This is a genomic window from Streptomyces sp. NPDC043878 (assembly GCF_056435735.1).
In genome coordinates this window covers 131,403-143,814 of record NZ_JBWKDW010000005.1, presented here as the reverse complement: position 1 = coordinate 143,814, position 12,412 = coordinate 131,403, and the positions used below count along the sequence as shown (strand labels likewise).

At 73.2% G+C, this 12,412-nt stretch carries 12 protein-coding genes; 6 read left to right on the top strand and 6 right to left on the bottom strand.

Annotated features, from left to right (window positions below):
- Positions 1-15: 15 nt before the first annotated feature.
- Positions 16-1,299, bottom strand: a complete 1,284-nt coding sequence (locus AC07AZ_RS09625) for a serine hydrolase domain-containing protein (protein ID WP_478845579.1) — start codon at positions 1,297-1,299, stop codon at positions 16-18.
- Positions 1,251-2,657 carry a multidrug effflux MFS transporter gene (locus tag AC07AZ_RS09620; protein WP_478845577.1) on the bottom strand — a complete coding sequence of 469 codons (1,407 nt, stop codon included), beginning with the start codon at positions 2,655-2,657 and terminating at the stop codon, positions 1,251-1,253. Before AC07AZ_RS09620 ends, AC07AZ_RS09625 begins: the two co-directional genes overlap by 49 nt.
- Before the next feature lie 86 nt (positions 2,658-2,743).
- On the opposite strand from AC07AZ_RS09620, the gene AC07AZ_RS09615 reads away from it, so the two are divergent.
- On the top strand, positions 2,744-3,766 hold the full coding sequence (locus AC07AZ_RS09615; protein ID WP_478845575.1) for a Gfo/Idh/MocA family protein: 1,023 nt from the start codon (positions 2,744-2,746) through the stop codon (positions 3,764-3,766).
- Here the strand turns inward: AC07AZ_RS09615 and AC07AZ_RS09610 are convergent.
- Positions 3,753-5,408, bottom strand: a complete 1,656-nt coding sequence (locus AC07AZ_RS09610; RefSeq protein WP_478845573.1) for an alkaline phosphatase D family protein — start codon at positions 5,406-5,408, stop codon at positions 3,753-3,755. The genes AC07AZ_RS09615 and AC07AZ_RS09610 overlap by 14 nt on opposite strands.
- Positions 5,409-5,577: 169 nt before the next feature.
- Between AC07AZ_RS09610 and AC07AZ_RS09605 the strand changes: the two genes are divergently transcribed.
- A complete protein-coding gene (locus tag AC07AZ_RS09605) occupies positions 5,578-6,363 on the top strand; it encodes an SDR family oxidoreductase (RefSeq protein ID WP_478845571.1) in 786 nt (261 codons plus the stop codon).
- Positions 6,364-6,814: 451 nt separating this feature from the next.
- On the opposite strand, the gene AC07AZ_RS09600 is transcribed toward AC07AZ_RS09605, so the two are convergent.
- Positions 6,815-7,420 (bottom strand): hypothetical protein, encoded by a 606-nt coding sequence (locus AC07AZ_RS09600; protein ID WP_478845569.1) that lies wholly within the window; start codon positions 7,418-7,420, stop codon positions 6,815-6,817.
- 213 nt (positions 7,421-7,633) lie between these two features.
- Here AC07AZ_RS09600 and AC07AZ_RS09595 point away from each other — a divergent pair, with 213 nt between their 5' ends.
- Both AC07AZ_RS09595 and AC07AZ_RS09590 read left to right on the top strand, forming a co-directional pair.
- Entirely contained in the window at positions 7,634-9,091 is a 1,458-nt protein-coding gene (locus tag AC07AZ_RS09595; RefSeq protein ID WP_478845567.1) for an ABC transporter permease, read from the top strand.
- Positions 9,092-9,150: 59 nt separating this feature from the next.
- Positions 9,151-9,837 (top strand): ABC transporter ATP-binding protein, encoded by a 687-nt coding sequence (locus tag AC07AZ_RS09590; RefSeq protein WP_478845565.1) that lies wholly within the window; start codon positions 9,151-9,153, stop codon positions 9,835-9,837.
- A 21-nt stretch (positions 9,838-9,858) separates the two neighbouring features.
- Here AC07AZ_RS09590 and AC07AZ_RS09585 read toward each other — a convergent pair whose 3' ends face one another.
- Positions 9,859-10,845: an aldo/keto reductase gene (locus AC07AZ_RS09585; protein WP_478845563.1), complete on the bottom strand. Its 987-nt coding sequence runs from the start codon at positions 10,843-10,845 to the stop codon at positions 9,859-9,861.
- Between the two features lie 90 nt (positions 10,846-10,935).
- Positions 10,936-11,262 carry a nuclear transport factor 2 family protein gene (locus tag AC07AZ_RS09580; protein WP_478845561.1) on the bottom strand — a complete coding sequence of 109 codons (327 nt, stop codon included), beginning with the start codon at positions 11,260-11,262 and terminating at the stop codon, positions 10,936-10,938.
- Between the two features lie 141 nt (positions 11,263-11,403).
- On the opposite strand from AC07AZ_RS09580, the gene AC07AZ_RS09575 reads away from it, so the two are divergent.
- Both AC07AZ_RS09575 and AC07AZ_RS09570 read left to right on the top strand, forming a co-directional pair.
- On the top strand, positions 11,404-11,970 hold the full coding sequence (locus AC07AZ_RS09575) for a DoxX family membrane protein (RefSeq protein WP_478845559.1): 567 nt from the start codon (positions 11,404-11,406) through the stop codon (positions 11,968-11,970).
- A 43-nt stretch (positions 11,971-12,013) separates the two neighbouring features.
- Positions 12,014-12,394: a MazG-like family protein gene (locus AC07AZ_RS09570; RefSeq protein ID WP_478845557.1), complete on the top strand. Its 381-nt coding sequence runs from the start codon at positions 12,014-12,016 to the stop codon at positions 12,392-12,394.
- Positions 12,395-12,412: the final 18 nt, after the last annotated feature.

Sequence of the window (12,412 nt, the reverse complement as noted above, 5' to 3'; positions counted from 1 at the left end):
GCCACTACTCCTCCGTTAAGTTGAAAACAACCCCCCCCACCCCGCTCCCCCCGGCGGTGCAAAACACTCGGGGGGGGGGGTGGGGTGGGGGGGGGGGGGGGGGGGGCCCCCCCCCCCCCCCCCGGCACCGCCCCGCACCGCCCGCGCCACCCCCGTGGCCACCTCGGCCCGAGGCCGGCTGTCGGCCGACCGCCGCCGAGGATGCACGGTGTTGGCCAGCAGCACCACGAACGTGTCCGTCGAGGCGTCCAGCACCAGCGACGTCCCCGTGAACCCCGTGTGCCCCGCCGCCCCGCGCCCGGCCAGCTCCCCCATGAACCAGGGCTGGTCGAGGGCGAACCCGAGCCCGGGCGGGGTGAGGAGCAGTTCGACGAAGTCGGGGCCGAGGATGCGGGCGGGCCCGTAGGAGCCGCCCGACAGCAGGGTGCGGCAGAAGACGGCCAGGTCCCGCCCGGTGGAGAACAGGCCCGCGTGGCCCGCCACCCCGCCCAGCGCCCACGCGTTCTCGTCGTGCACCTCGCCCCGCAGCATCCCGCGGTCGGCCTTGGCCCACGGCCGGCGCTGGTCCTCCGTGGCCGCCGCGCCGGGGCACGGCCCGAAGCGGGTCGCCGTCATGCCCAGCGGCCGGGTGATCCCCTCGTGCACGAGGACGTCGAGGGCGCGGCCGGTGACGCGTTCCAGGACGTGCTGGAGGAGCAGCGGGTTGAGGTCGGAGTAGGTGTAGGTGCCGGGCACGCCGACCGGTGGTTCGGCACGCAGCAGGGCGAGCCGTTCGGCGTCGTCGGCGCAGTCGTACAGCGGGAGTTCGGGACGCAGCCCGGAGGTGTGGGTGAGCAGTTCCCGGACGGTGATGCCGTGCCGGGCGGCCGCGTGGAACTCGGGCAGGTAGGCGCCCACCCGGGCGTCGATGCCGAGGGTGCCCCGCTCGATCTGCTGCACGGCGGCGACGGCCGTGAACAGTTTGGTGAGAGAGGCCAGGTCGAACGGGGTGGTGACGGTGGCGCGGACGCGGGCGGCGGGCGGCAGTTCCACGCCGGTGCCGGTCCGCGGGTCGTAGGCGCTGTACCGCACGGCCCAGCCCGCGGCCTCCTCGACGGCGATGACGGGGCCGCGTCCGGCGACCACCACGGCGCCGGCCGCCCAGGGCCGCTCGCCGCCGGTGAGGGCGCGGACCCGGGTGACCAGCCGGGCGAGTTCGCCGGGGTCGAGCCCGGCCCGCTCCGGTGTGTCGTTGCGCAGTCGCGGTGCGCTCAGCTCTCGACTCCCTCCACGCTCGTACGCCTGTTCCAGGGACGGCACAGTCCCATGAAACAGATCAGTGCCACCAGTGCGGCGGCCAGTTGGACGACGGCCATCGGGACGGCGGTGTGCTCCCCGGCGATCCCGACCAGCGGGGAGGCGATCGCGCCGATGAGGAAGGACGTCGTACCGAGCAGGGCGGACGCGGAGCCGGCCGAGTGCCTGGTGCGCATCAGGGCGAGGGCCTGGGTGTTGGGGAGGGTGACGCCCATCGCGGACATCAGCACGAAGAGGGCGGCGGCGACGGGGACGAGGCCGGCCTCGCCGAAGACGCCGGTCGACATCAGCAGCAGCGCCGTCGCGGCGGCGATGACCACGAGGAGGCCCGCGCCCAGCACCCGGTCGAGGCTGACCCGGCCGACGAGGACCTTGCCGTTGATCTGGCCGACGACGACCAGGCCCACCGAGTTGAGCCCGAACAGCAGGCTGAAGGTCTGCGGGGAGGCGCCGTAGATCTCCTGGACGACGAACGGCGAGGCCGAGATGTAGGCGAACAGCGCGGCGAAGGCGAAGCCGCCGGAGAGCATGTAGCCGGTGAAGGGCAGGTCGGAGAGCAGGCGGCGCATGGAGCCGAGGGCCTGGCCGACACCGCCGGCGTGGCGTTCGGCGGGCTGGAGGGTCTCGGGGAGTTTCACCCAGACCACCGCGGCGAGCAGCACGCCCACGGCCGTGAGCACCACGAACACCCCCCGCCAGTCCGTGACCCGCAGGATCTGGCCGCCGATGAGGGGGGCCACGATCGGCGCGACCCCGGAGATCAGCATGAGGCTGGAGAAGAACCGGGCCATGGCGACGCCGTCGTAGAGGTCGCGGACGACGGCCCGCGCTATGACGATGCCGGCGGCGCCCGCGAGTCCCTGCGCGAGCCGGAAGGCGACCAGCAGCCCGACGGTGGGCGCGAAGGCGCACAGCACGGTGGCGACGACGTACACGGCGAGGCCGGTGAGCAGCGGGCGCCTGCGGCCCCAGCGGTCGCTCATCGGGCCGACGACGAGCTGCCCCAGCGCCATGCCGGCCAGGCAGGCGGTGAGGGTGAGCTGCAGGGTCGCGGCGGGGGCGTGCAGGGCGTCGGTCACCTGCGGCAGCGAGGGCAGGTACATGTCCATCGCGAGCGGGGGCGTGGCGGTGAGACCGCCCAGGATCAGCATCACGAGCAGCCCGGTCCGCCCGCTCGCCGGGGCCGTCGTACCGGCCGCCCCGGCCGCGTCGACCGGCCGCGGCGCAGGCCCCCCGCCCGGTCCGGCGGCCCCCTCGGACCCCGGCTCGGCTTCCCGCCGCGGGTCCGGCACGGCCGCCCGCCGCGGGTCGGGTCCGTCCGCCGGCCGCGTGTCCGGTGTCGGCGCCCCAGGCTCCGGCATGTGCCCCTCCCTCTCCGAGTGGTCCGCCACCTATGCTCTCAGCTCGTACGCAGTGCCGAGGGTCAGGTGAGCGAGGGTGAGCCGGGATGACGGAGCAGAGGGTGCGCTGGGGGGTCCTGGCGACCGGTGGGATCGCGGCCGCGTTCACGGCGGACCTGGTGGATCTGCCGGACGCCGAGGTGGTGGCGGTGGCCTCGCGGTCGCAGGACTCCGCGAAGGCGTTCGCCGAGCGGTTCGGGATTCCCCGCGCCTACGGCGCCTGGGACGCGCTGGCGCGGGACGAGGACATCGATGTCGTGTACGTCGCCACCCCGCACGCGGCGCACCGGCAGGCCGCCGGGTTGTGCCTGGAGGCCGGCCGCAACGTGCTGTGCGAGAAGGCGTTCACGCTGAACGCGCGCGAGGCCGGGGAACTGGTCGCGCTGGCGCGGGAGCGCGGAAGCTTCCTGATGGAGGCCATGTGGATGTACTGCAGCCCGCTGATCCGGCGGCTGAAGGCGCTGGTCGACGACGGCGCGATCGGTGACGTGCGCACCGTGCAAGCCGACTTCGGGCTCGCGGGCCCCTTCCCGCCCTCGCACCGGCTGCGTGACCCGGCGCAGGGCGGGGGCGCGCTGCTGGATCTCGGGGTGTACCCGGTGTCGTTCGCGCAGCTGCTGCTGGGCGAGCCCACGGACGTGACGGCCCGGGCGGTGCTCTCCGAGGAGGGCGTCGACCTCCAGACGGGCGCGCTGCTGTCCTGGGCGGGCGGGGCGCTCGCCTCGGTGCACTGTTCCGTCGTCGGCGGTACGGCCACGACGGCGTCCGTCACCGGTTCGCTGGGCCGGATCGACATCCCGCACGGCTTCTTCCACCCGGACCGTTTCGTGCTGCACCGCGACGGGCGCGAGCCGCAGGAGTTCGCCGCCGACGCGGCGGACGGGCCGCGCACCACCCTCAGGCACGAGGCCCGCGAGGTGATGCGGGCGCTGCGCGCGGGCGAGACGGAGTCGCCGCTGGTCCCGCTGGAGGGAACGCTGGCCGTGATGCGGACGCTCGACGCGATCCGGGACCGCGTCGGCGTCCGCTACCCCTCCGAGGCCGGCGAGCCCGGTCTCACGCCGGTTTGAGCCCCTGGTCCCCCACCTCCGTCACGAAGGACGCGGCCGTCGTGATCGTCGCCCCCGGCGTGGTCACGTACGGCACGGTCCGGAAGTCGGCGCGTGCCTGGGTCTGCCCGAGCGTGACGCGGGCGTAGCCGCGGCGGCCGTTGTAGAACCTCAGGTGCGGGTTGGCGGTCATGTACGTGGACCAGTTCGCGGGCCGGTCGGCGCCGTCCTTGCCGCTGGCCACGGAGGTCGCCACGATCTCGGTGCCGAGGGTGCGGGAGGCGGGGTCGTCGAAGTCGTCCTTGACGTCGAAGGCGTACCCGACGTGCACGTCGCCGGTGAGCACCATCAGGTTCTCGACGCCGGCCGCCTTGGCGCCGTCCAGGATGCGGCGGCGGGCGGCCGGATAGCCGTCCCAGGCGTCCATGGAGACCTTCGCGGCCGCGTTGAGGTCCATCTTCCGCTGGGAGAAGCACACCTGCTGCGGTACGACGTTCCACAGGGCCCGGGAGTCGCGCCAGCCGTCGAGCAGCCAGCGTTCCTGCGTGGCGCCGGTCATGGTGCGCGAGGGGTCCGCGGTCTCGGGGCCGGGGACGTGCGGGACGTCGCCGTAGGCCTGGTCGGAGCGGTACTGGCGGGTGTCGAGGACGTCGAACTGGGCGAGTGCGCCCCACTGGAGCCGCCGGTACAGCCGCATGTCGGGGCCGGCCGGGAGCTGCGGCAGCCGCAGCGGCTGGTTCTCCCAGTAGGCGCGGTAGGCGGCGGCGCGGCGCAGCAGGAACTCCGTGGTGGAGACGGCGTTCTCGGGGTGGTTCCCGGCGTAGTTGTTCTCGGTCTCGTGGTCGTCCCAGGTGACCACGAAGGGGTGCGCGGCGTGCGCCGCCCTGAGGTCGGGGTCGGTCTTGTAGAGGGCGTAGCGCAGCCGGTAGTCCTCCAGCGTGGCGGCCTCGTGGTCGAAGTGGGACGGCAGGACGCGGTCGGTGTACGCGCGGGCGCCGCCGGCCGAGTCGACCGCGTACTCGTAGAGGTAGTCGCCGAGGTGGAAGACCACGTCGACGTCGTCCTGGGCGAGATGGCGGTGCGCGGTGAAGTACCCCTCGTGGTAGGCCTGGCAGGCGACGGTGGCGAAGGTGAGCCGCGAGACGGCGCTGTCCGCGGCGGGCGCGGTACGGGTGCGGCCGGTCTCGCTGAGCCAGGTGCCGGTGCGGAAGCGGTAGTAGTAGACCCGGGCGGGGTCGAGGCCCTCGACCTCCACGTGCACGGTGTGGTGGAACTCGGGGTGGGCGGTGGCGGTGCCCCGGGCGACTACGGTGGCGAACGCCTGGTCGCGGGCCACCTCCCAGTCGACGGCGATCCGTTCGGCGGGCAGCCCGCCGTCGGGCTGGTACGGCAGGGGCGCCAGCCTGGTCCACAGGACCACCGAGCCGGGCTGCGGGTCGCCCGAGGCGACGCCGAGCGTGAAGGGATGCGTGTCGATCCGCGCCGCGTCGAGTTCGGCGGCGGCCGCCACCCCGGTGGCCGGCAGGTCGACGGCGAAGGCGAGCGCCACGGCCGCGCCCGTGGCGCTCAGGAAGCGGCGGCGGCCGATGTGCCGTGCGGCGGCTCGTACTTCCGGGGCGTGCCCCGCGGGGACCCGCCCTGACGAAAATGCTGTGATTGTCATTCTGTCCTCCCCCGACAGTTGAGGGAGCGGGCCGGAGGGCGGACCGGGACGACACGCGGTGTCGGGTCCACAGCACCCGGACGGCGGGACGCGGGCATCCCGAATGGCGCACCGGGGACGGGACCGGCCGCCGCACCCCGGGGCCGCCCCTCCCCTACGCTGCGGCCTCATGAATGCCAACCAGACGGACGGGCCGGACGGCGGCGGGCGGCCGCGGGTCGCCGTGGTGACCGGGGCGGGCTCCGGCATCGGACGCGCGGTCGCCGTGGAACTGCTGCGCGCGGGCTGGTCGGTGGCGCTGGCCGGCCGGCGTCGGCAGCCCCTGGAGGGGACGGCGGCACTGGTCCCCCAGGCCCCCTGCCTCGCCGTACGCACGGACGTGTCGCGGCCCGACGACGTGGCCGCGCTGTTCGCCGCGACCGTGGAGCGCTTCGGGCGGGTCGACCTGCTGTTCAACAACGCGGGGACGTTCGGCCCCGGCGGGGTGCCGGTGGAGGAACTGTCCTACGACGCCTGGCGGCACGTCGTGGACACCAACCTCAACGGGGCGTTCCTGTGCGCGCAGGCGGCCTACCGGCAGATGAAGGAGCAGGACCCGCAGGGCGGCCGGATCATCAACAACGGCTCGGTCTCCGCGCACACGCCCCGGCCGCACTCGGCCGCCTACACGGCCACCAAGCACGCGCTGACCGGCCTGACGAAGGCCCTGTCGCTGGACGGCCGGCCGTACCGGATCGCGGTCGGGCAGATCGACATCGGCAACGCGGCGACCGACATGACGGAGCGGATGGGGACCGGAGCCCTGCAGGCCAACGGCCAGGTCGCGCCGGAACCCGTGATGGACGTCGCCGACGTGGCGCGCACGGTCCGGCACATGGCCGCGCTGCCGCTGGAGGCGAACGTCCAGTTCGCGACGGTGCTGGCGACGACGATGCCGTACGTGGGACGCGGGTGAGCGCGGGTGCGGGCCCGACCCGTCGGCCGTCACCACCTCAACCTGCACAAGCGGAATCTGCAATTCCGCACGATACCGGCCGGTAGCGGGCTTATGCTCTTGATCTCCTCCATCAGAGCTTCACACTTGGAGCACAGAGCTTCCACAGACCACACCGAGGGGGGAGACGGCAGTCGTTCCACCGCACCGGGTGGGGGTGGCCCGCGCGCTCGCGCGAGGTACGCACCGGCGGGTGGAACGGCTGCCGCATGACGTCACCGGCCGGCGAGGGCTGGCCGGTGACGTCATGACGTCACGGGTCGCCGTGGCCGGGCCTCGCCGTCCGGGCCGGTGTTCCCGCCCGTCGGCCGGCCGGCGCCGGCGGGCCGCGTACGCCCCGCCCGCCGGCAGCGCGACCGCGCCCGCCGCACCTTCCAGCAGTCCCCACGGCGAGATGCCGCCGCCCGCCGCGTCACCCGCCGGCGCCCCGGCGGCCGCCCTCGCGGTTCTCCGGGACGGCGTCGGCGACGCGCTCGCCCCGCCCCCGCTCAGCGGCTCGACCAGCGTGCCCACCGGCCGCGCCGGCGACGGTCCGCGCGATCCCGCCGTTCATCCGGGCGAGCACGTGCACCGCGTCGTTGCCCGAGCGCAGGAACACCCCGTGCCACGACTGCTCGACGGTGTAGGTGATCCCGGGCTTGATCCCGACCAGGCTGGAGCCCGCCGGGATCCCGGCCAGGTCGGCCTCGGTCACCGTGTACCGCTCGGTCCGCGCGAACCTCGGCAGCACCGTGTCGGCGAACAGCATCTTCAGCGTGGACGCCGGCGCCGGCCGCCGGTGCGCGTCGCCGGCGGCGAGCACCTCGCCGCTGTCGTGGTCGGCGACCAGCCAGGCCCGGGCGGTGAGTTCGCGGGGCAGACCGGTGGCGCCCCGCACCTGGACCCCGTCGCGGGCCGGCCGCGCGCCGCCGGCCCTCCGCGGGGCGGACACGGACGCCGCGGCGGCAGGGGACACCACGGAGGAAAGGGGTGCCGCGGCGGCGAGGGCCAGCAGGGAACGCCTGGACGGGGAATTCAAAGAAAGACCGCTCCTCGCGAAGTGACACCCCATCCCACCGGGGTTTCCTGGCAGTACGCCCTGCTCAGCCTGGGAAACACCTGTCTTACCGAATTCTGAATCCGGGCGTTTCATTCTCAGCTCCTCCACACGTATTACTCAGGGCGACTCAAAGGTTTCTCCCTAGCTTGTGTCAGCGCCCACAGCGGGCGCCAAGAACCTGCGAGGAACGGGATGTTTGGCATCTATCTCAAGCGCGAACTCAGCCGGCGCAAGAAGGCGGCTCTGGTCATCGCACTGGGTCTGGCGCTCGGAATCGCCCTGGTCATCACCGTGAACTCGGTGTCGGCCGGCATGGCACAGGCCCAGGACAAGGTCCTGCAGTCGCTGTACGGCCTCGGCACCGACATGACCGTCACCAAGGCCAGATCGGCACCCACCGGAAACAGTTCGGGCCGACCCAACTTCCAGTTCGACGCCCAGTCGGACGACGACTCCAAGAACCAGAGCTCCGACCGGGTGACGACCCAGGGCGGACAGGCCCTGAAGTCCGCGCTGGTCGAGAAGGTCTCCGCGCAGAAGGGCGTCGCGAACGCGGTCGGCGCGATCACCCTGAACGTCACCAAGGTCGACGGTTCCTTCACCCAGGGCAAGGCGCAGAGCACGACCGGCGGCCAGACCCAGAACCAGGGCGGTCCCGGCGGCGGCACCAGCGGCGGCAGCACCGCCCAGCCGCAGGTGCAGGGCGGCGGCGCCTCCTTCGACGTCAACTCGTACTCGGTCGCCGGCGTCGACGTCACCGACCAGACGCTCGGCCCGCTGGCCGGCTCGACGATCAGCTCGGGCAAGACGTTCACGGCCGCGCAGACCACCGCGAAGGTCGCGGTGCTCAGCAAGTCGTACGCGAAGGAGAACAAGTACAAGGTCGGCTCGACCTTCAAGATCTCCGGCACCAAGTACACGGTCATCGGTATCGCCACGCCCGAGAGCAGCGAGTCCACGACCGACGTCTACCTGCCGCTGAAGCAGGCGCAGACCCTGGCCGACGCGAAGAACCAGGTCACCACGATCTACGTGAAGGCGACCGACTCCCAGCAGATCGAGACGGTCAAGGCGACGATCCAGAAGAACATCTCCGGTACGACGGTCACCACCTCCGCCGACCTCGCCGACACCGTCTCCGGTTCGCTGTCCACCGCCTCGAACCTGGCGACCAGCGTCGGCAAGTGGCTGTCGATCGCGGTCCTGGCCGCCGCCTTCCTGGTGGCCGCGCTGCTGACCTCCTCGGCGGTCTCCCGCCGGGTGCGTGAGTTCGGCACCCTCAAGGCGCTCGGCTGGCCCAGCCGCCGGGTCACCCGGCAGGTCGTCGGCGAGTCCATGGTCAACGGCCTGCTCGGCGGTGCCCTCGGCATCGGTCTGGGCCTGGCGGCCGCCTACACGGTGACCATGATCAGCCCGAAGCTCACCGCGCAGCTCGGCAACACCGGTGGCGGCCCCGGCGGTCCCGGCGGCGGTCCCGGGCAGCAGTCGACCCAGAACACCATGGAGATCGCGCTCTCCGCCCCGGTCTCGGTGACCACGATCGCCCTCGCGGTGGGCCTGGCGGTCACCGGCGGTCTGATCGCCGGCGCCATGGGCGGCTGGCGCGCCTCCCGGATGCGTCCGGCCGACGCCCTGCGCAGCGTCTCGTAGGACTCGCGGGAGCCGTCCCGCTCCCCGCCCACCCACGCTCAGCCACTCACGGAGAACCCATGTACAGACTGACCGGCGTCACCAAGCGGTACACCCGTGGCAAGGACACGGTGGAGGCGCTGCGCGGCGTCGACCTCACCATCGAGGACGGCGACCAGCTCGTCATCCAGGGCCCCACCGGCGGCGGCAAGTCGACGCTGCTCCAGATGATCGGCGGCCTGGACCGCCCGTCCGAGGGCAGTGTCGAACTCGACGGCGTCGACCTCGCCTCCATCAGCGAGGCCAAGCTGACCCGGCTGCGCGCGGAGAAGATCGGCATCATCTTCCAGGCGTTCAACCTGATCCCGACGCTGACCGCGCAGGAGAACGTCGAGACGGCCCTGGTACCGCTCGGCGTCAAACCCGCCGAGCGCCGCGACCGCGCGGCGGAGGCCCTGCGCTCGGTGGGTCTCGGCGAGCGCCTCTCGCACGTGCCCACCGAGCTGTCCGGCGGCCAGCAGCAGCGCGTGGCCATCGCCCGGGCGCTGGTGAAGAAGCCGAAGGTGCTGCTCGCCGACGAACCCACGGGCAACCTCGACGAGGGCACCCGCGACGACATCATGGCCCTGCTCGAAGGGCTGTGGCGGGAGTACGGGCTGACCTTCGTCATCGTCACCCACGACTCGTCGATCGCCCGCCGGGCGCCACGACTGGCCACCATCAAGGCCGGCCAGATCACGCTGACCGAGCAGGCCGTACGGTTCTGACCGCCCGGCCCGCGGGGCCGCTCACCGCCCGAGCAACCGGTCGATCCCGGCCGCCTGTTCAGCGGTGAGCGGCCCCTTGGCGATCGCGCCCGCGTTCTCCTCGGCCTGCGCGACCGACCGGAAGCCGGGGATGGGCACGGTGCGCGGACTGCGCGCCCAGATCCAGGCGAGGGCGCCCTGGGCGAGGGTACGACCCCCACTGGTCAGGATGTCCCTGAGGGCGTCGACGCGGTCCAGCCACTGCGGATCGGCCCCGGAGCCGTCGACGAACCCCTGAAGCCAGGCCGGCGGCCGGCTGCGGATGTCCCCGGCCTCCAGGGTCTGTTGGGCCCGCCGCTTCCCGGCCAGCAGCCCCATGGCGAGGGGACTGCGGTTGATGCTGGCGAGTCCGGCCTCCTCGCACAGCGCGATCATCGCGGGCGCGTCCTCCAGCACGTTCAGTGCGTGCTGTACGGCGGCACAGTGCGCCCCCTCGGCGAACACGGCCGCGCGGTCGGGATCGTCGGTGCTCCACGCGTAGGCCCGCACGAGCCCTTCCCGTACGAACTCCTCGCAGACCTCCCGCAGCCGTACCGCCTCCTCGGGCCGGGCGTCCGAGAGATGCAGCTGGTAGAGGTCGACGTAGTCGGTGCCGAGCCGGCCGAGCGACGCGGTGAGCGCGGCGCGCGCGTGCCGCGGGGAGGCGTCCTGCCCCACGAGGGTCCGGGTCCCCTCGTCGAAGAGGTTGCCCCACTTGGTGGCGACGACGACATCGGCCCGCCGCTTGCCGAGGGCCCGGCCGAGCACGCGCTCACTGTGCCCGGCGCCGTAGACGTCGGCGGTGTCGAAGAAGGTGACACCGAGGTCGAGGGCGCGACGGACCGCCCGTACCGACTCGTCGTCGTCGACCTTCCCCCAGCCGAGCGGCTGCCCGCCGGCGTCCTGCCACTCACCGCCGATGGCCCAGCAGCCGAAGCCGAGGGGGCTGACGTCGATACCGCTGCGTCCCAGTGTCCGGATGGTTTCCATACCGGGCGACGCTAGGAGGTGAAGCGCACTTCAGCGCAAGGGGCGTACCCCTGTTTCAGCGCAAGGGGCCGTACTCCTGTTTCACGGGGTTCACGCCTGCCCGGTCTCGAACCGGGAGATCCGGCCGTCGTCGCCGACGGTGAAACTCCAGCGGGTCCGCATCTCGCCCCAGGCGTCGTTGCTGTACCGGGCGAGCAGGGAACGGCCGTCCTCGGACTCCCGGTCGACCTCCAGATGCCCGTGGGAGGAGAAGATCTCACGGTCGATCCAGTCGGTGAGCTCCCGGTCAGAACCGTCGTCCGCCATCGTCGCGCCGGGCGCGAGCAGCGCCAGGAACCCGTCCCGGTCATGGGCGTTGACGGCGGTGACGAAGGCGCGGACGGCCGGGTCGCTGAGTCGGGCGGTCTGAATCGTCATGCCGGCCACCCTCGCACCGCGCACGGGGGGCCGCCACCCGAACGGCGGCGCGGACCGGCCGCCGGGTGTCAGAAGTGCGACGGTGGAAACGCGGGAGGGGATGAATGTCCACAGTTCCAGCCGACTGCACCGGGAGTCTTCGTGACCGCTTACGACCGACGTGATCTGGGCCTGCTGCTGCTCCGGCTGGGCACCGGCGGAGTACTGGCGGCGCACGGCGCGCAGAAACTCTTCGGCTGGTTCGGCGGCCACGGCCTGGAGGGTACGGGCCAGTACTTCGAGTCCATCGGCTACGCCCCCGGCAAGGCGAGCGCGACGGCGGCGGGCCTGGCGGAGGCCGGCGGCGGCGCCCTGCTCGCGCTGGGCCTGGCGACCCCGGCCGCGGGCGCCTCGGCGGCCGGCGCGATGGCGGGCGCGGCGGCCGTGCACACCCCCAACGGATTCTTCAACCAGGGCGGCGGCTACGAGTACGCGGCGGCCCTCGGCCTGACGGCGGCCGGCCTCGCGGTCACCGGCCCCGGCCGCCTCTCCCTGGACCACGCCCTCGGCCACGCGGTCGACCGCAACTGGATGGTCCCGGTGGCCTTCGCGGTGACCGGCCTGGCGACCGCCCTGGTCGTGGGCGCCCGCACCAAGCGGCTGCGCAAGGCGGAGGAGGGCGAACAGCAGGCCCTGTTCGACGAGGAGGCGGCGCTGTACCGCGAGTAGGACGCCCTGTCCCGCGAGGCCGCCGCCATGGCAGGCTGCGCGCATGACCGAGACCACCGCCAACGCCGACCTCTGGCCCTCCGTCGAGGCCCTGCACACCTGGCTGGACACGAACCGCCCGGCCGACGGCCAGGAGGCCCTCCTCCTCCGTATCCTGAAGCTCTCGGAGGAGGTCGGCGAGGTCGCGCAGGCGGTGATCGGCGCGACCGGCCAGAACCCCCGCAAGGGCACCACCCATACGTGGGACGACGTCCGGTCGGAGCTGTGCGACGTGGCGATCACGGCCCTGGTGGCCCTACGAACGCTGACACCGGAGGCACGGGAGGTGTTCACGGCCCACTTGGCGGGGGTGACGCGGCGGTCGCTCGACGCCGGCACGGTGACGGCGACTTCGAGGCACGCTCCGCCTTCGGCACCGCTGTAGCCGCAGGCACGCCCGTCA